17 protein-coding genes are annotated in these 17,905 nt (G+C 61.4%); 9 read left to right on the forward strand and 8 right to left on the reverse strand.

Translation table 11 applies throughout. The annotated features are described in order from the left end of the window. Positions 1-4: 4 nt before the first annotated feature. The 8 genes from AC1MGT_RS06100 to flgB all read right to left on the reverse strand — a co-directional run bounded on the left by AC1MGT_RS06100 (position 5) and on the right by flgB (position 6,532). A complete protein-coding gene (locus AC1MGT_RS06100) occupies positions 5-1,117 on the reverse strand; it encodes a flagellar basal body P-ring protein FlgI (RefSeq protein WP_482899816.1) in 1,113 nt (370 codons plus the stop codon). 12 nt (positions 1,118-1,129) lie between these two features. Continuing rightward, positions 1,130-1,777 carry a flagellar basal body L-ring protein FlgH gene (locus tag AC1MGT_RS06105; protein WP_499503436.1) on the reverse strand — a complete coding sequence of 216 codons (648 nt, stop codon included), beginning with the start codon at positions 1,775-1,777 and terminating at the stop codon, positions 1,130-1,132. A gap of 14 nt (positions 1,778-1,791) precedes the next feature. Further along, a complete protein-coding gene (gene flgG / locus AC1MGT_RS06110; protein ID WP_332532395.1) occupies positions 1,792-2,574 on the reverse strand; it encodes a flagellar basal-body rod protein FlgG in 783 nt (260 codons plus the stop codon). Between the two features lie 64 nt (positions 2,575-2,638). Beyond that, positions 2,639-3,379, reverse strand: a complete 741-nt coding sequence (gene flgF / locus AC1MGT_RS06115) for a flagellar basal-body rod protein FlgF (RefSeq protein ID WP_332532396.1) — start codon at positions 3,377-3,379, stop codon at positions 2,639-2,641. A gap of 19 nt (positions 3,380-3,398) precedes the next feature. After that, a complete protein-coding gene (locus AC1MGT_RS06120) occupies positions 3,399-4,925 on the reverse strand; it encodes a flagellar hook protein FlgE (RefSeq protein ID WP_499503437.1) in 1,527 nt (508 codons plus the stop codon). Between the two features lie 41 nt (positions 4,926-4,966). Further along, positions 4,967-5,683, reverse strand: coding sequence for a flagellar hook assembly protein FlgD (locus AC1MGT_RS06125; RefSeq protein ID WP_499503438.1), 717 nt, complete (start codon positions 5,681-5,683; stop codon positions 4,967-4,969). Positions 5,684-5,702: 19 nt separating this feature from the next. After that, complete coding sequence (gene flgC / locus AC1MGT_RS06130) at positions 5,703-6,104, reverse strand: flagellar basal body rod protein FlgC (protein WP_183555738.1); 402 nt, start codon at positions 6,102-6,104, stop codon at positions 5,703-5,705. Positions 6,105-6,115: 11 nt separating this feature from the next. Next, positions 6,116-6,532: a flagellar basal body rod protein FlgB gene (gene flgB / locus AC1MGT_RS06135; protein WP_499503439.1), complete on the reverse strand. Its 417-nt coding sequence runs from the start codon at positions 6,530-6,532 to the stop codon at positions 6,116-6,118. A gap of 167 nt (positions 6,533-6,699) precedes the next feature. Between flgB and flgA the strand changes: the two genes are divergently transcribed. From flgA to AC1MGT_RS06180, 9 genes are all read left to right on the forward strand, one after another. Then, entirely contained in the window at positions 6,700-7,398 is a 699-nt protein-coding gene (flgA, locus tag AC1MGT_RS06140) for a flagellar basal body P-ring formation chaperone FlgA (protein WP_499503440.1), read from the forward strand. A gap of 116 nt (positions 7,399-7,514) precedes the next feature. After that, on the forward strand, positions 7,515-7,829 hold the full coding sequence (gene flgM, locus AC1MGT_RS06145; RefSeq protein WP_183555741.1) for a flagellar biosynthesis anti-sigma factor FlgM: 315 nt from the start codon (positions 7,515-7,517) through the stop codon (positions 7,827-7,829). Positions 7,830-7,832: 3 nt separating this feature from the next. Further along, the gene (locus AC1MGT_RS06150) at positions 7,833-8,303 is read left to right on the forward strand and encodes a flagella synthesis protein FlgN (protein WP_332532402.1); all 471 of its coding nucleotides are present in this window, start codon (positions 7,833-7,835) and stop codon (positions 8,301-8,303) included. Between the two features lie 173 nt (positions 8,304-8,476). Next, positions 8,477-9,712 carry a GGDEF domain-containing protein gene (locus AC1MGT_RS06155; RefSeq protein ID WP_499503441.1) on the forward strand — a complete coding sequence of 412 codons (1,236 nt, stop codon included), beginning with the start codon at positions 8,477-8,479 and terminating at the stop codon, positions 9,710-9,712. A gap of 96 nt (positions 9,713-9,808) precedes the next feature. Further along, entirely contained in the window at positions 9,809-10,156 is a 348-nt protein-coding gene (locus AC1MGT_RS06160) for a hypothetical protein (protein WP_499503442.1), read from the forward strand. A gap of 562 nt (positions 10,157-10,718) precedes the next feature. Continuing rightward, positions 10,719-11,759 carry a DUF4214 domain-containing protein gene (locus AC1MGT_RS06165; protein ID WP_499503443.1) on the forward strand — a complete coding sequence of 347 codons (1,041 nt, stop codon included), beginning with the start codon at positions 10,719-10,721 and terminating at the stop codon, positions 11,757-11,759. Between the two features lie 170 nt (positions 11,760-11,929). Then, positions 11,930-13,798 (forward strand): glycosyltransferase family 2 protein, encoded by a 1,869-nt coding sequence (locus AC1MGT_RS06170; RefSeq protein ID WP_499503444.1) that lies wholly within the window; start codon positions 11,930-11,932, stop codon positions 13,796-13,798. 15 nt (positions 13,799-13,813) lie between these two features. Then, a complete protein-coding gene (locus AC1MGT_RS06175; protein ID WP_499503445.1) occupies positions 13,814-16,150 on the forward strand; it encodes a glycosyltransferase family 2 protein in 2,337 nt (778 codons plus the stop codon). A gap of 89 nt (positions 16,151-16,239) precedes the next feature. Beyond that, positions 16,240-17,904: a glycosyltransferase family protein gene (locus tag AC1MGT_RS06180; RefSeq protein ID WP_499503446.1), complete on the forward strand. Its 1,665-nt coding sequence runs from the start codon at positions 16,240-16,242 to the stop codon at positions 17,902-17,904. Position 17,905: the final 1 nt, after the last annotated feature.

Raw genomic sequence — 17,905 nt, forward strand, 5'->3', positions numbered from 1 at the left:
CGATTTAGATGATTTCGAGCTCGGCGCGCAGCGAACCGGCGGCCTTGAGCGCTTGCAGGATGGCCAGCAAGTCTTGCGGGGTGGTGCCGATCGAGTTCATCGCCTTGACCACTTCGGCCAGCGATGCCCCGCCCTTCACGTTGATCATCTGGCCCGGTTCCTTCTTGATCTCGACCGACTGGTTCTGCGTGACGACGGTCTGGCCACCGGCCAGCGCGTTCGGCTGGCTCACCTGGGTGTCCGAGCCAATGGTGATCGACAGGTTGCCGTGCGAAATCGCGCAGTTATCGAGCATCACGGCCCGGTTCATCACGACCGACCCGGTGCGGGCGTTCATGATGACCTTGGCCGAAGCCAGCGGCTGATTGACGTCGATCTGTTCCAGCATGCCCAGGAAAGCCACGCGCTGGTCGCTCGACGACGGCGTGCGCACGCGCACCACACGGCCGTCCAGGGCCGTGGCGATGCCGGGTCCGAACTGGTCGTTGACGGCGTCGACGACGCGCGCAGCGGTGGCAAAATCGGTCTCTTTCAGTTCCAGGCGAATCTGGTTGTTCTCGCCCAGGTTCGATGCGACGGCGCGCTCGACCGTGGCGCCGGCCGAAATACGACCGACGGCCAGGTGATTGACCTGGACCTGCGCGCCACCGCCCTGCGCCTGCACGCCCACGCCGCCGACCACCAGGTTGCCCTGGGCCATGGCGTAGACCTGGCCATCGGCGCCATGCAGCGGCGCCATCAGGAGCGTGCCGCCGCGCAGGCTCTTGGCGTTACCGATCGACGACACGGTGATGTCGAGCGTCTGGCCCGGCTGGGCAAACGCCGGCAGCGAGGTCGTGACCATCACGGCCGCCACGTTCTTCAGTTGCAGCTGGGTGCCGGCCGGCAGGTTGACGCCCTTCTGTTGCAGCATCGCGCGGATCGACTGCACGGTGAACGGCGTCTGGCTGGTCTGGTCGCCGGTGCCGTCCAGGCCCACGACGATGCCGTAGCCGGACAACTGGTTCTGACGCACGCCGGCGATGGTGGCCAGGTCCTTCAGGCGCTCGGCCTGGGCCAGGGGGGCGATGCCGCCAAAAGCGGCAGCCAGCAAGACAACGGAAGCAAATTTACGCATGGGTTTGGCCTTTTAGAACGGCAGCATCGACAGAAAGAAACGCGACAGCATCGACGTCACTTCGGCGCGATCGAGTCGGCTGTTGGTGCGGTATTCGACGCGCGCATCGGCGATCACGTTGGACGAGACCATGTTGCCGGCCTGGATCGTGTCGGGGCTGACCATGCCCGAGAAGCGGATGAATTCGGTGCCCTTGTTCATCGCGACCTGCTTTTCGCCGGCCACGATCAGGTTCCCGTTCGGCAGCACTTCGGTGACAGTCACACCGATCGTGCCGGTGAAGTTGTTCGATGCGCTCTGGTTGTCGCCATCGGCAAACTTGGTGCCCGATTCCAGCGCCACGCCGGCGCCGATCACGCCGGCCAGCAGGCCCGGGCTGGTGAAGCTTGCGCTGCCAGTCTTGTTGCCCGAACTCGCGCCGGCCTTGGTCGCCGTCGTACGCTCGCTGATATTGACAGTCAAGAGGTCGCCGATATGACGGGCGCGGCGGTCTTCGAACATTGGCCGGTAGCTGTTGACGTTGAAGATCGCGCCATCGGTGGCCGGAGCGCCATCGACCAGCATCGGACGCGCGCTGGTCGGGCCCTGCACGATGGTGGTGGGGGTGGCGGCGCAACCGGCGAGCAGTACCAGCGCAGCGAACGAAGTCAGGATTTTCATGATGGCTGAAGAAATTAAAGCTGCGACAGTTTTTGCAGCATCTGGTCGGATGTCGTGATCGCCTTGCTGTTGATCTCGTAGGCGCGCTGGGTCTGGATCATCGCGACCATTTCCTCGACCACGTTGACGTTCGACGATTCCACATAACCCTGCATGATGTTGCCGGCGCCATTGGTGCCAGGCACGTTCAGGTTCGGGTTACCGGAGGCGGTGGTTTCGGTGTACAGGTTCTCGCCGCGCGACTCGAGGCCGGCCGGGTTGATGAAGGTAGCCAGCTGTAGGGCGCCGATCTGGGTGGTAGCGGTTTCGCCGGAGACAGTGACCGATACGGTGCCATCACGGCCTACCGTGATCGACTGGGCATTGACCGGCACGGTGATCGGCGGCTGGATGACGAAGCCGCTCGACGTCACGAGCTGGCCGTTCTGGTCTTTCTGGAACGAACCGTCGCGGGTGTAGGCCTGGGTGCCGTCTGGCATCAAGACAGGGAAGTAGCCAGGACCGTTGACCATCACGTCCTTGTCGTTGCCGGTCAGCTGGGGATTACCCTGGGTATGGATGCGCTCGGTGGCGACGGTGCGCACACCGGTACCGATCTGCAGGCCCGACGGCAGATTGGTCTGTTGGGACGATTGTGCACCTGGCTGGCGCACGTTCTGGTACAGCAAGTCCTCGAACACGGCGCGCGACTTCTTGAAACCGTTGGTGCTGACGTTGGCGAGGTTGTTCGAGATGACGTCGAGATTGGTCTGCTGGGCTTCCAGGCCGGTCTTGGCGATGTAGAGCGAACGGATCATTGCATTCTCCTATTGGTGGCAGGCGAATGCCTCCACGGACAATAGAATTATGCAGCGGCAACACTTAATTCAAAGCGAGGATCTGGGTGGCTTTCGCCGCGTTGTTCTCGGCGTTCTTCAGCAAGCTCATTTGCGTGTCAAAAGAACGTGCCAACGCAATCATGTCGACCATGCAATCGACCGGATTGACGTTGCTGCCCTCGAGCGCCCCGCCCGCCACCTGCACGGTCGGGTCGGCCTGGACCGGCGCGCCGTTCTTGACCCGAAACAGCCCATCGTCGCCGCGCACCATGTCGCCCTGTGGGGGATTGACCAGTTTCAGGCGGCCGATCACCGTCGGCGCGGCCGGCGTGTCGACGTTGGAGATGGTCGAGATGGTGCCGTCGCCGCCGATCGTCACCGTGGCGTCGGGCGGGACCGTGATCGGCCCGCCTTCGCCCGCAATCGTCTGGCCGCCCGGCGTTTGCAGCACGCCATTCGGGCTCATCTGAAGCGAGCCGTTGCGGGTGTAGGCCTCGGTGCCATCGGGCATCTGCAGCGCCAGCCAGCCCTGCCCTTTCACCGCCACATCCAGATCGCGCCCCGTGGCCTGCAGCGGGCCGGCCGCGAAATCGTTGCCGGCGGTCGAGTCGACGACGAACGCGCGGGTCGGCATGCCCGGGCCCTGCACCGGCGCCGCACGGAACATGTCGATCTGGGCGCGAAAGCCCGTCGTGCTCACGTTGGCCAGGTTGTTGGACGTCGTGGCTTGCTGCTCGAGGATGTGCTTGGCGCCGGAGGCGGCGGTGTAGATCAGGCGGTCCATGGTGGTTTCCTAGATGTGTTTAACGCAGGTTCACCAGCGTCTGCAACACCGAATCCTGCGTCTTGATCGTTTGCGCATTGGCCTGGTAGACGCGCTGCGCGGTGATCATGTTGACCAGCTCGGCGGTCAGGTCGACGCTCGATGCTTCGGTGGCCGACGCCTGCAGCACGCCCAGGCCGCCGGTACCGGCAGTGCCCATCAGCGGGATGCCGGAGTTCGACGACTCAGCCCAGGCGTTGTTGCCCAGCGGCTGCAGGCCGTTCGGGTTGGTGAAGTTGGCAAGCACGACCTGGCCCAGGACCTTGGTCTGGCCGTTGCTGTACTGACCGAGGATGCTGCCGTCGGCGCCGGTGGAGAAGCGCTGCAGCGAACCCGGCTTGTAGCCATCCTGCGCCAGGAACTTTTCGCTGGTGGTGGTGCCGTACTGGGTGGTGCCGGCGAAATCGATCTGCACTGGCAGTTTCAGCTCGGCGCCGGTCGATGGCACGATCGGAATATTGATATTGAACCTGCCGGCGGTGCCCGTGCTGGCCAGGTTCAGCGCGCCATTGGTGTCGAACTTGAGCGTGCCGATGGATTTCGGCTCCATCTTGAGCGCCTTGGCAATCGCGGCGTCGATCTGCACCGGGGTGGCGCCCGGGATCGCGGCGGCGGCTGCTGCGGCCGCGCGCACTTCGGTCAGGTTGTCGGGGGTGGCCAGGTTGCCGGCGCCCGTCACGACCGCATTGGCGGCGTCAGTGGCGTAGGTACCAATGGCCGTGGCCAGCGTGGCGGCCACAGGCGGCACGACCTTGCTTGCCGTATCCCAGGCGTTGCGCGAGGCGACCGCCGTCGGGTCGGTCTGGGCCTTGCCAACCGCGTCCAGCGCGCCGATCTCGGTGCCGTCCTTGGCCGCGTACACGTTCCAGGTGCCGTCGCCGGTCGGCGACTTGACATAGAAGGTCGACAGTGTGTGCGAGTTGCCCAGCGTGTCGTACACGCTCATCGGCACCTGCTTGTTGTAGGTGTCCGGATCGGCCGGATCGAATTCGGTCTTCTTCGGCGTGCTGGCACGCGAATCGAGCTGGAGCTGGATCTGCACTTCCGACGTGACCTTCGGTGGCTGGTCGGCGGTATCGATCTTGAGCGGCACGGCGGTGCCGGCGGCCAGCAGGCCGTTGGCGCCCAGGCCATAGCCGGTCAGCTTGGCGCCCTGGGCGTTGACGATGAAGCCCTCTTTGTCGAGCGAGAACTGGCCATTGCGCGAGTATTGCGTCACGCCGGCCTGCTCGATGCGGAAGAAACCGGCGCCGTTGATGGCGATGTCGAGCGGGTTGCTCGAGGCTTCGACGTTACCCTGCGTGAACTGCTGGGCGATGGCGGCGGTCTTCACGCCGATACCGGCGCTCAATCCGCCCGCGCCGTTGAGCGCATTGGCGTAGACGTCGGCAAACTGGGTGGTCGAGCCCTTGAAGCCGACCGTGCTGGCGTTGGCGATGTTGTTACCGATAACGTCGAGCGATTTGGCAGCAGCGTTCAAGCCGCTCAGGCCTTGTTGGAAAGACATGGTGATGCTCCAGTATAAGGTGAGAGAGTAAGCGGCCTGGCTTACAGAACTTGTTTAATGTCGGCCAGGGAAACAGCGCCCTTGCCCGGCAGGTTCAGCTTGACGCCGTCCTTGCCATTCGTCGTAACGCTGGCCACGCTGTCGAATGACAGGGTCTTGGCGTCGGTGAGCTGTTCGCCCGCGCGTGTTGCGATCACGCGGAAGGTGTAGTTCCCATCTGGCAGCACGACCGGCTTGCCATTGGCGTCCAGGTTGGTCGGGTCGGGGATGCCATCCCAGGCCACCGGCACGATCCCGGCTTTCTGCTCGCCCAGGTCGATCGCCGCCACATCCTTGCCCGTGGCCTTGTCGACGACAACGACCTGCAGCTTGTCGGCCGGGCTCTCCAGCTCGACGCCCAGGATCGCCTGGCTCTTGGACAGCAGGATGCCATTGCCTTCGACCAGCACGCCGTGGCCGATCAGATTGGTCGCCGACAGCGATTCGCTCGACTGGTAGCTGGCCTTCAGCGACTCCAGCGTGGTGTTGAGCTTGTTCACGCCGGTGACGGTCTGCAGCTGGGCCAGCTGGCTCGTCATCTGCGCGTTGTCCATCGGATTGAGCGGATCCTGGTTCTTCAACTGGGTCACGAGCAGCGTCATGAACTTGTCGGTGTCGGCCTGGACGCCATCTTCGGCGGTTTTCGCCTTGGCGTTCATGGTCGCCTGCAGGCTGGAAATGTCGGACGTTGCGGTCGAGCTGGTAATTGGACTGGTCATGGTATCGATCTGGGGGCGCTTACTGGCCGATGGTCAGGGTCTTGAGCAGCATGGTCTTGGCTGCATTCATGGTTTCGACGTTGGTCTGGTACGAGCGCGAGGCGGACAGCATATTGACCATCTCGTCGACCACGTTCACGTTCGGCATCGATACATAGCCCTTGTCGTCGGCCATCGGATGCTTGGGGTCGTACACCTGCTTGAGCGGCGACGGGTCTTCGACCACTTCGCGCACGCGCACGCCGGTCGCGCCCGAGGCGGTCGGCACCGACTCGAACACGACCGACTTGGCGCGGTAGGCTTCGCCCGACGGGGACGTGGCGCTGTCGGCATTGGCCAGGTTGCTGGCCACCGTATTCAGGCGCTGCGCCTGGGCGCTCATGGCCGAACCGGACACATTAAAGATATTAAACAGCGACATGGCGAGTTTCCTTATTGGCCCTGGATTGCGCTCAGGAGGCCCTTGATCTGGCTGTTGATCATGTTGATCCCGGCCTCGTAGCGCAGCGCGTTGTCGGCAAACTGATTGCGCTCGACGTCCATGTCGACCGTGTTGCCGTCGACACTGCCCTGCACAACGCCGCGGTACAGCACCGGCGTGCCGTTGGCCAGCGTGTCGCCGGTGGGAGCGCCATGCGCCATGTGGTTGGTATTGGTGGTGTTCATCGCACCGCCCGGCTTGCCGCCTGCCATCGCCCCCTGCAATGCTGCCGCGAAATTGATGTCGCGCGCCTTGTAGTTGGGGGTGTCGGCATTGGCGATATTGGACGCCAGCAGTTCCTGGCGCTGCGAGCGCAGGGACAATGCCGTTTCATTAAAACGCATGTAGTCGTCGAGTTTGCCGATCATGCCGCCTCCGGGCTGTGCTTTGTTGGGACAGAAGCGATCATACGGTTCGGTTCGCCACACCAATCGACGGAGAAGAGCGACCATTCCCCCCGCTATTCAAAGTTTCACTACGGAATCATTCGACCTAAGATAGCAGCATTCCCGAATCTCAGCCCGAACTCCAAACCATGACATCCCAACTTGTCGCTTTTTCGCTGCTGGCACTTATATACAGTGGTGCGCAGGCCCAGCAGGGGGCAAACAGCCGCCAGCAGCCCGAGGCCGTGCGCGCCGTGGTGGAGCAGTTCCTGACCACCCAGAGCGCCGGCCTGCCGGGCCAGGTAAGCGTGAAGGTCGGCGCGATCGATCAGCGCCTGAGCCTGCCCGCGTGCCCGGCGCCGGAAGCCTTCCAGCAACCGGGCGCCCGCCCCTGGGGCAAGACGACGGTGGGCGTGCGCTGCACGGCGCCGGCGTGGACGCTGTATGTGCAGGCCCAGGTCAGCGTGGTGGCCGAGTATGTGGCGGCCGGGGTGCCGCTGGCCCAGGGCCAGCCGCTGTTGCCGGGTCAGCTGGTGATGGTAAAAGGCGATATCGCCGCCATGCCGAACGGGATCATCACCGACATGGCGCAGGCGCTGGGCCGTGCACCCACGGTGTCGCTGCCTGCCGGCACGGCGCTGCGGGTGGACGCCCTGCGCAGCCAGACCGTCATCAAGCAGGGCCAGGCAGTACGGCTGGTATCGCGCGGCTCGAACTTTTCGGTGAGCAGCGAAGCCAAGGCGATCAACAATGCCAGCGATGGCCAGATCGTCCAGGTGCGCACGACGGCGGGCCGGATCATCAGCGGCACCGCGCGCGAAGGCGGGACCGTGGAAATCGTTTTATAGGAATTGCGTTGTTCTCTTCGTCGAATCGGTGTTGATTGCTAAAGTTTGTAAAGGCGCGGCCGTTACAATGAGCAGATCCCGGAGCTTGTGCTCCGCGCACCGAGAAGGATGAAGCCGTGAAAATCAACGATACACTCAAGAGCAACCCAGGCCTTCAACCCGCCACCACGCAGACGAACAATGCGCGTGGCGCTGACAAGGCGGCAACAACCGCGCCCCTGACCGGTGCGCAAACCGACAGCGTGCGCCTGTCTCCGCAAGGCCAGGCCATGGCAAGCAGCGTCGGCGGCGGCGCAGCCGTATTCGACGCCAAGAAAGTAGAACGTATCAAGATGGCCATCGCCGATGGCCAGTTCCAAGTCAACTCCGAGAAAGTGGCTGACGGCTTGCTAGACACCGTACGCGACTTGCTCCATTCGAGACAACGCTAAACCATGACCACCAGCCCGTTCCAGACCCTCGCCGCCGAACACCATCACCTCACCGCCCTCCTGGCGTTGATGAAGCAGGAGCAGCAATCCCTGGTGTCGCTCGATGCCGACACCCTGGCCGAGCTGACCACGCGCAAGAATGCGATGCTGGCCGATCTGGCCTCGTTGTCGCAACAGCGCCACGCGGCACTGGCCGCGGCGGGCTGCGATGCATCGGAAGCGGGCATGGAACCCTGGCTGGCAGTCAATGACGACGGCGACGTACGGCAACAATGGGAGCGCATGCTCGACGCTGCGCGCGAAGCAAAAGAACTCAACCGCGTCAATGGCATGCTGATCAACAAGCAGCTGGCGCACAACCAGGGCGTGCTCAACGCCCTGCGCACCCCGACCAACGCCCCGACCGGCACCATCTACGGCGCCAGCGGTCAGACCATGGGCGTGGGCGTCTCCAAACGCTACGTCATCGGCTGAAGGCCGTCGCGGGCAAGCCCCTTCTGCGGCTTGCCACGTTAAATTAAAGTAATTGAACAACTGCGCCAAATAAGCGCACGGCCTGGATACAACGACGGCATAATACCGGCTCAGTTCGGTTTGCCCCCTCTTTGTCCATCACTGCGCATCCCATTGCGCCAGGCCCGTTCGCCATGCTCGCCACTCAGCAGATCTTCCTGATCGCGTCCCTGCTTTGCTTTCTTGTCTATCTTGCGTTGGTGTCGGCGGGCTCGCAATCGCTGCGCGGCATGCGTGCAATGCGCGCCGCCGCGCTGCTGGGACTGCTTGGCAACCTGCTCTATGCCTTTGGCCGTGAACTGCCGACCCTGCTGGGCTACGAACTGGCGAACATGACCTATTCCGGCGCCGGCGCGGCCCTTGCCGCCGGTTATCGCCAGTTGTCCGGCCGCCAGGCGCCTGTCAAGACGCTGGCCTTGCTGGTGGGTGCGGTCGGCATCCTGACCGTGGTATTTCATGACTGGTTCGACTCGTTCACACTGCGCAGCGCCGTCGTCTCGCTGTTCCAGGCTGGCGTCTGCATGGACATCGCGCACAGCGTGCTTGCCGGGCGCGGCGAGCAGCAGCGCCGCTCGCACGGCCAAATGCACCTGCAAGGCCCCGGACAGCAGCACGTGCAACGCTTCGTGCTGCTCATGTGCGTGCTGGTGGCCGGCGGCCATGGCGTGCGCATGCTCTGGCTGCTGGTCGCTACCACGCCACCGACCTCGCTGCTGCAGCCAAGCATGGCCAGCCTGGCGATCCTGACCGCCGCCGCACTGGCATTGCCGGCACTGACCCTCGGTGGCCTCTTGACCCTGCACCGCCACATCGTGCACCAGGCCGAGTACATCGCGAACCACGATCACCTGACCGGCGCCTGGTCGCGCAAGGCGTTCTTCGAGATCGCCGAACGCGAGACGACGCGCGCCAGGCACCGGCGCCAGCCACTGGCACTGATGCTGATCGACCTCGACCACTTCAAGGCGATCAACGACAGCGCCGGCCACGAAGCGGGCGACATCGCATTGCAGCTGGTGACCACCAGCGCGCGCGAGACGCTGCGCGCCGTCGACTGCATCGCCCGCCTGGGCGGCGATGAATTCGCGGTGCTGCTGCCGGGCGCCGATCTGGCGCGCGCCAGCACGGTAGGCAAGGCGCTGGCGGAAGCACTGCGCGCGGTCACCAGCACGATGCCGGCCGCGCAACGCCGGCTGACGCTGAGCATTGGCGCGACTGTCACGCTGGACGGGGAACCGTTCAAGACGACGCTGGCGCGCGCCGACTCCGCGCTGTACGCCGCCAAGTCGGCCGGCCGCGACCAGGTGATTGCGCTCGCCCCGCCACTGCACGCCGTGCGGCCGTCGCACAAGGTCAGCGCCAGCCGCTGAGCGACCAGTCCTACGTCGGGACGCTCTTTGCTCCTATTGGGAAGGCAGGATGGTGCACCCAGATGCATTGCATACCAACGCATCCAGGAGAGCAGCATGAACAACGACAATACCAACAATCCAAAAGATACCGACATGCGTGACGGCGGCCTACGCGGCGGCGGTCCTGATTCATATGCCGGCTTTGTGGCGAATGACGCTGACGGCGATTCGAGCATCGGCCATGCTGCCAAGGGCGACAGCCATTCGGGCATCAACAGCAATTTCGCGAAAGCCTCGCCTGAGAGCAATGTCGGCCCGGCCGGCGCGCCGCAGGCCAGTCATGGACATGCGACGGGTGACGTGCCGGGTGGCTCGCGGCCCAAGGCGCCGGGTGAGCCGGATGGTGCGGCAGCAGATGGTGGCGCCGATACATCGGCGTCGGAATCCGGGCGCGATCGCTGATTCAGTACACGAACGGCGGACTTTCGTTTCCGCCGTTTCACATTTTTGCAACACTCTTACGCGCGGCGCCCTGCCGCGCGTTGTCGTTTACGCGCAGCCCCGCCTTTTCTGCGCCAACGTCGTTCGCATCATCGTTCAATATGTCTTAATAAAATTGCTACCCAGCATGGATACCAACTGTCGGAAAGTGTTGTATTTGTTAGTTATTGAACGAAAAACGTGCTGCACTGCACGATAAAGCATTGAATCCTGCATGCTCCGCAGTAAAGTTACTCCAGACGAACCTGCGCCAACCTGCTGTATTTACAATTTTTTTTAACCAACCAGGTTAGGTGACAATTAGTTGGGTATTGAGACATTTGGTGAGAATATCCGCACAATTTCTCTGTAGAATCTGAACAGGATCGTGTTGGTTTTTAGAACGGATGACCTGAACACTCTGCCATATCCACACTGAATAAATTCTTAGGTACGTCGCGTATTGGCCAGCCCTGGCCGTGCATGCTTGTCCCCTGGAGCACCCGGCGAAACCGGGAAACTTTAATCCTTTTAGGAGTAGTGAATGTACGATAGCAACGCCCAAGCAGTTAGCAGCGCGCTGACCGCCACCTCGACCGAAGTCTTCAACGCAGCCACGATCCAGCAGATCCTGTCGCTGGTGTCGTCGCCAACCGACACCAAAGTCGTCGTCGACAGCACCACCGTCGTCAACAACGCCACCGTCACCGGCGCTGCTGGTGTTGAAGTCCTGTTCGTGAACACCGCGCCAAACGCAGTGACGAATGTCACCCTGACCGGCGATACGCCAGTCGTGTTCTTCCAGGGCGCTGGTGGCGTGAACGCTACTGTCGGTACCGCTCCTACTGCTAACACCGCTGAAGCTGGCGCATCGCTGGCAACCGTTGCTGGCGTGGACATCGAGCGCGTCATCGTGGGCACCGCAGGCGCCGACACCATCACCATCGTTGACGGCAAGAACACCCAAGTCATCGTTGGCGACAAAGACACGGTCGTTGCAGGCACGGGCCAACTGGTCGTGAACGCAACCCAGGGCACCAGCAAAGTGACCGGTAACGACGAAACGGTCATCGTGACCGCTGGCGTTGAAGATGACTTCACCATCATCACCAACAATGGCATGTCGAAAATCACCAACACGAAGACCAACGTGTCGGTTGAATTCACCGATGTCGACTTCGTCCAGCTGAACGGCACCGATGCGCTGATCTTCGCAGACAACGCTGACCAGGCCGTCGTTGCCCATATCTACCAGGCGCTGCTGGGTCGCACCGCTGACGCTGGTGGCCTCGACTTCTGGTTCGACCGTGCTGATGACGGCGCTGCTCTGACCTCGATCGCCATGGGCTTCATGGACGCTGCCGAGTACACCGGTGAAACGCAGACCAACGCGCAATTCATCGACGCACTGTATGACGGCCTGCTGGACCGTGATGGCGATGCAGCCGGCACCGCATTCTGGACGGCTCAGCTGACCGCCGGCATGTCGCGCGCTGCAGTCGCTGTCGAGTTCGTCGAATCGGTGATGTCGGGTATCGAAACCGAAATCGTCGGTAGCGTCACCATCGTCGATCCAATCGGCTAAGCAGTCGTACTATGCAGCATCCAAAAGGGGGCCCCGCCCCCTTTTTCCTCACTTCGTGCACGTCCCGCTTGCGGGACGATGCATTACTGACGCGAGCGCTTGAACTGTTCGCGGCGGGCCACCACGCCGATGCGCTGCTGGCTGCCGAGTACGTCTGCCGCCGCTTTCCCATGAAACGCATTCCAGCCATCTTGCGCGCCAAGATCCTGCAGACGGGCTATCCATCGTTAGCCGCCCGCGCATGGCATGCCGCATGGATGACCGAAGCTGAAAACCCGTTATTACAAGACATCATGCTGCAGAGCTGGCTCAAGGACGGCGGCCGTGCCGACGTCGCCAGCCTGGGCCCTGCATTTTTGCCTGCGCGCTGCCGCGCAGGCCAGCACGCCAGCCTGCTGCCCATATTGCGCACGGCCGGCGTTGCCCATACCGGCGCCTGCTGGACTGAAGGCGACGCCATTGACGTCATGGTCTTTCTTGGCACCAGCAGTGCGACCGCGCCACGCGCGACCCTGCTGCTCTCCGACGAAACCACGCAATACCAGTTCGAGATCCCCGGCGACGGCACGCGGGTACGCTTGAACCCGCCCCGCCCCGGCGCGGTCTGGTCGATCACCCTGCTGCAACCCGACGGCCGCCGCCAACTGCTGCCTGGCTCGCCATTGGCGTTTTATCCGGCGCCATCGATCCGCGCCGACGCTGCGCCCGACGCCGCCGTGACGGCGACCCCACGCCCGGTATCGATCGTGGTGCCGGTGTACCGCGACCTGGCGCTGGTGCGCGCCTGCATCGAGAGCGTCCGCACGAGCCTTCCGCTGAACCGCACGCCGGCCCGCATCGTCGTGGTCGATGATGCCAGCCCCGAACCGGCCGTCTCGGCCTGGCTCGACAAGCAAGCCATCAGCGGTGCGATCACGCTGCTGCGCAATCCATGCAACCTCGGTTTTATCGAAACGGTGAACCGCGGCATGCGCATGTTCGACGACCATGACGTGTTGCTGCTCAATGCCGACACGCAGGTCCACGGCGACTGGATCGACCGCCTGGCCACCGCCCTGTATGCCACGCTGGATGTGGCGTCGGTGACGCCATGGACCAACAATGGCGAGATCAGCAGTTTCCCGGTGATCAGCCAGGCCGCACCGGCGCCCGATACGCGCGAACTCGCGCTGATCGACCAGACCGCCGCCGCCGTGCGCGCCGCGCCGGGCGGCGCCGACATCGAACTGCCGTCATGCTGTGGCTTCACGATGCTGATCCGCCGCACGGTACTCGACGCCGTCGGCATGCTCGACGGCACCGCGCTCAATCGCGGCTACGGCGAAGAAGTCGACTGGTGCATGCGCGCACGCGCCGCCGGCTGGCGCCATCTGCAAGCCACCGGCGTGTTCGTCGCCCACGAAGGCACGGTCTCGTTCCGCGCCGAAAAGACGCTGCGCGTCGCGCAGAACCGCGGCGTGGTGGTGGCGCGCTATCCAGATTACTACGGCGAGTTCGCCGCATTCCAGCGCAACGACCCGCTCTTCGGTGCGCGCGACCTGCTGCGCAGCGCGCTCGCCCAATCGCGCGCGGCCGCGTGGCTGCGCAAGGCAGAGACGGCCGAATACACGGCCGCGCTGCCCAACACCGTCGCAAAAAAACCGATACCGGCGAACCTGCCGGCACTGGCCTCGTCATACGATCGCATCGCCGTCTGGCGCCACGATCCGCTCGCGCCGATGGCGCGCCAGGTACTGGCGCTGGCGCGCATGATTGCCAGCCGGCCGCAACTGCGGCTGCGCCTGCTGATTCTTGGCGGCGCCAGCGACGCACTGCTGCATACCGGCGTGGTCGACCAGGTTCCGGCGCTGCTCGGCGAAGCCCTGCCGCTGCTGGACGATCTGCGCCTGCTCCAGGTGGCCGGCTGCCGCGCCGTGCTGACTGCTTCCCCAGCGGGCTTGCCCTCCCGGGTACGCCCTGTACTTCTCGACGACAGCTTCGATGCTGCCGCGTGGCTGAACAACTGGATGTCCCGCAACCCAGGTGCCAAGGCTGCCTGAATTCCCTTTCTCGTAATGAACACCGAATCTGTATTACCTGCTGGCGCTACCGCCGTCGCGGTGCGATGGCATGGCGCAGTAGATGGCCTTCATGACAAACTGGTGTATGGCTGGGCCATCGATGCAGAACGGCCCAATAGCCGCGTCGTGGTCGAAGTGTGCCTCGATGACGAACCCATCGCCTGCATCATCGCCGACGTGGCCCGATCCGACCTGATCGAACCCCTGATGGCACTCGGCGCCACCGACGTCTGCCACGGCTTCGTGGCAGATCTTGGCGCGCTGCCGGCACATTCGGCCGGCGTGATTTCGGCGCGCATCGCCAACACCAACGCACCATTGAACGGCCACGTGCGCCTGCGTCAGCCGACCTTACCGCCGGCCGCAGCCGTCAACAGCGTGGTCGGCGACGGCGGCCTGCGCCTGCACGGCTGGGCGCTCGACCCGGCCGATCCGCACCGGACGCTGACGGTGCGCGCCTTTGTCGGCAACGACATGGTGGCGCAAGCGACCGCCAACATCATCTTCCCATCGATGCGCGGCCATATCGACGGCGCCCATGGCTTCGACCTCGCCCTGCCCGCCTCGCTGGCGGACGGCGCCATGCACAGCGTGCGCGTGGTGGACGAAGAAGGCCGCCCACTGAACGGCAGCCCGCTGACGATCTGCTGCGCCCTCGATGGCCTAGCCGGCCTGCTGCCGGCTGACGCCGACGAATTGCTGCTGAACGTTGCCGACATCTACCAGCGGCACCTGCCACGCAGCCTGCCCATGTCGGCCTGGCCGGAATGGTCGGCCCGCTTCGACCGCGAGGGACCGGCGACGCTACCGACCCTGCGCACCGCCATCATCATCACGGGCGACGCCGATGCGGCGCAGCTGGAACGTACGATCGCCAGCGTACAAGCGCAGCACGGCATGACCGCGCAGACCTTCTCCGGACAACCATTCCCAGTGCTGCTGACGCAGGCACTGGCATCCGGCAGCGACGTCATCGGCTGCATACGCGCCGGCGACACCCTCGCGCCGCATGCACTGGCGTACGCGCTGGAAGGCTTTGCCCTGCCGAATGCCAAGGTCGTGTACACCGACAGCGAATTCGAAGGTCGGCCGTGGTTCAAGCCGGCATGGAATCCCGATTACGCGTTCGCAAGCGATTATCCGCTCGATTTTTTGCTGGTGCGCAGCGACGTCGCGCAGGGTTTGTCAGACATCGACAATGCCGCTGTCTTCGCATGGGATGCACTGGCCGCGGTGTGGCACGACGGCGCCACCAGCGTCGTACACGTGCCGCGCGTGTTGCTGCGCGTGTTATCCCCATTGAATGCCGAAGAGCGCACTGCGCGTTTTGCAGCTGCCACGCGTGCATCGCTGGCAGTGCAGCCGAACGCAGTACTTGAGCCGTTGCCGAACGCACCGCAAGGCGTTGCCTGGGCGGCGCGGCGTGTGCGTCATCCGCTGCCGGAAGGCGCGCGGGACATGACCATCAGCCTGGTGATCCCGACGCGTGACCGTGTCGACCTGCTGCAACGCTGCATCAGTTCAATCCAGCGCTTCACCGATTGGCCGAAGCTCGAGATCATCATCATCGACAACGGCTCGACCGACGATGAGACGCACGCTTATTTTGCGGAGGTTGCGCAGCAGGGTGTTCGGGTGTTGCCAATGCCAGGACCGTTTAACTACGCGGACCTGAATAATCGGGCGATTGCACAGGCTAATGGCGAGATCATTGGCCTGGTGAACAACGACATTGAGGCGCTGCATGATGGGTGGCTTGATGAGATTGTCTCGCAGCTGTTGCGGCCAGGCGTCGGTGCCGTTGGTGCGAAATTACTTTGGCCGAATGGGATGGTGCAGCATGGGGGGGTGTTGCTTGGCGTGGGTAACGTGGCTGGACACTTTGGTAATCTTTTAGCTGACGCTGACTGGGGCGATCATGGGCGCAACCAATTGGCGCAACAGGCCAGCGGGTGTACAGCCGCATGTCTATTCCTAAGACGACAGGAATTTTTCGAACTCGGCGGTATGGATGCCGATTCGTTTCCAGTAGCATTTAATGATGTAGATTTATGCTTGAAGGTGCGAATATCTGGCAAGACTATTGTATGGACCCCGTATGCAAAGTTATTGCATGCAGAGTCTGCTAGTCGAGGCAGCGAAGACACTTCGCAAAAAAAAGCGCGCGCCAAACGCGAAGTAGAAATTCTAAGAAAATTTTGGGGCTCCATACTAACGCACGATCCTGCATATCACCCTAGTTCAAACCTTGATGTCGCAGTTCATGCATTCGCTGGCTTATCAATACCTCCCAGGTCACGTAAAGCGCGTCTTGCATGGCCTAAGAGTTAAATTTTTCAGCCAAACCATCAATATTTTCATCCTCCATCGCCTATGTAAACCGGCAATGGACCACTCAAATTTACTACTTTTAGACTAAAATGTCTCAAGAAAAATCATTAAAAGCAGTTGGCGGCATCAGCCATACCGATACAGAAAGCCTAGCTGAGAAATATTTTGGCTTCGTCGAGGTATGTGACGGTAAAATCCTCTCTGGCTGGTGCCTTAAAGTGGTTGGAAACAAAATATTCCCCTCTCATGTCATGGTTATAACCAACAATAATAAATACCAAGTTCTTGCAAATGGATTTCGTCAAGATCTTCACCAGAAAACCGGGGCGAGCTTTGGGAACTTCTCGTTGGATCTTCCTATAGGAACGGCTTCAATTCCAACGGTTCTTTTTGAAAACGGCACGGTAGTACCCGTTGCACAGGGAGTCCGCCAATTAGTAAAGTCGTCGATCGATAACGAGCATGATGCATTTTTCAGTGGATGGGCTGTCTCAGCCGACAAATTAGTCCCTGTAGTTCAGGTTTTTTGTGACGACGAGTTGGTTGTTGAAACCTATGCTAGTCGCTTTAGGGAGGATTTGGCATTAGCCGGTTTAAACAACGGATATGCTGCTTTTCGCTGCCGTATACCAGCCAATATTCGTGGGCGTCAAAACGTCGCAACTAAAATTACAGTAGATGGCGCAGAAATATACTCAACAACAAGAACTTACTCTCCACTCTCGGTGCTTATTGTTTCGGAAACCGAGAGACTCGAAGATGCATCACGATACTACCGCTGCGAAAACTTACGGAAACTCCTTCAGACTGAGCAGTTGGATGCATCAGTTATCGGCCCAGGGGAATTCAGCTCAAAAGTTTGGGCTCACGTTGACGTAATAATTTTTGCACGATTCAGTGCCGACGAAACAATGTTCGATAAGGTCAGGCAGTACAAGGAGAATTACGGCATCAAGATATTATATGAAATCGATGATCTTGTTTTTCTTCCTTGGCACACATTTGATCTTGGATCGGTCCGATCCGGCGTCGAAACCGCCGACAATCCCCATTTGGCCAGCATGTTCGCACGTAGACTCCGTTTAATTACGCTAGCTGATGGTGCAATTACCACTACCTCGAAAATCGAGCAGCACCTTGATGCTATGGGAATCCCATGCAAATTAATACCAAACATGGTACGCCCACATGAGATCACGAGACGCAATCCTACATCAAGCGAAAAATTACGCATTTTATGTATGTCGGGATCTCCAACTCACTACAGAGACTTTCAAGATATTGAGCAGGTCCTAATAAAATTCTTACGCGAAAATAGCAAAACTGTAGAAGTAACTTTACTCGGGCATTTCCGTACTGGATTACAAATAATGGACTTGCCAAACGTAAAACACATTCCAAGAGTGCCTTACCCTCAAATGCTTCAAGCAATTGACAAAAGCGATCTTTGCATTGTCCCATTAGAAGACACTGAATTCAATGACGCAAAATCGTGTCTTAAATTCATTGAATGTGGTGCTCGTGGCGTGCCGGTACTGGCTTCGGCTACTGCAGATTACCGCAGGGTCATCACCGATCAGATTAATGGCTTAATTGCTTACGATGTTGACGACTGGGCACAACATTTAAAAGCTTGTGCCAGCAAAAAGTATGATTTGCATGAGATGGGCTTGCGAGCTCAGGCTGAGGTCATGCAAAAGTTTAATATTGAGAATGCGAAATTCTCACTTCGTGATTTTGTGAACGGAATTTAAA

Source organism: Telluria sp. BA11 (genome assembly GCF_056680305.1).

Bases quoted from the DNA above. Each gene is read 5' to 3' on its own strand.
- AC1MGT_RS06155 (WP_499503441.1), top strand. From the start codon at position 8,477: ATGCTCGCCACTCAGCAGATCTTCCTGATCGCGTCCCTGCTTTGCTTT.
- flgB (WP_499503439.1), bottom strand. From the start codon at position 6,532: ATGATCGGCAAACTCGACGACTACATGCGTTTTAATGAAACGGCATTG.
- flgC (WP_183555738.1), bottom strand. From the start codon at position 6,104: ATGTCGCTGTTTAATATCTTTAATGTGTCCGGTTCGGCCATGAGCGCC.
- AC1MGT_RS06180 (WP_499503446.1), top strand. From the start codon at position 16,240: ATGTCTCAAGAAAAATCATTAAAAGCAGTTGGCGGCATCAGCCATACC.
- AC1MGT_RS06150 (WP_332532402.1), top strand. From the start codon at position 7,833: ATGACCACCAGCCCGTTCCAGACCCTCGCCGCCGAACACCATCACCTC.
- AC1MGT_RS06165 (WP_499503443.1), top strand. From the start codon at position 10,719: ATGTACGATAGCAACGCCCAAGCAGTTAGCAGCGCGCTGACCGCCACC.
- AC1MGT_RS06175 (WP_499503445.1), top strand. From the start codon at position 13,814: ATGAACACCGAATCTGTATTACCTGCTGGCGCTACCGCCGTCGCGGTG.
- AC1MGT_RS06100 (WP_482899816.1), bottom strand. From the start codon at position 1,117: ATGCGTAAATTTGCTTCCGTTGTCTTGCTGGCTGCCGCTTTTGGCGGC.
- AC1MGT_RS06105 (WP_499503436.1), bottom strand. From the start codon at position 1,777: ATGAAAATCCTGACTTCGTTCGCTGCGCTGGTACTGCTCGCCGGTTGC.
- flgG (WP_332532395.1), bottom strand. From the start codon at position 2,574: ATGATCCGTTCGCTCTACATCGCCAAGACCGGCCTGGAAGCCCAGCAG.
- AC1MGT_RS06160 (WP_499503442.1), top strand. From the start codon at position 9,809: ATGAACAACGACAATACCAACAATCCAAAAGATACCGACATGCGTGAC.
- flgF (WP_332532396.1), bottom strand. From the start codon at position 3,379: ATGGACCGCCTGATCTACACCGCCGCCTCCGGCGCCAAGCACATCCTC.
- AC1MGT_RS06120 (WP_499503437.1), bottom strand. From the start codon at position 4,925: ATGTCTTTCCAACAAGGCCTGAGCGGCTTGAACGCTGCTGCCAAATCG.
- flgA (WP_499503440.1), top strand. From the start codon at position 6,700: ATGACATCCCAACTTGTCGCTTTTTCGCTGCTGGCACTTATATACAGT.
- AC1MGT_RS06125 (WP_499503438.1), bottom strand. From the start codon at position 5,683: ATGACCAGTCCAATTACCAGCTCGACCGCAACGTCCGACATTTCCAGC.
- AC1MGT_RS06170 (WP_499503444.1), top strand. From the start codon at position 11,930: ATGAAACGCATTCCAGCCATCTTGCGCGCCAAGATCCTGCAGACGGGC.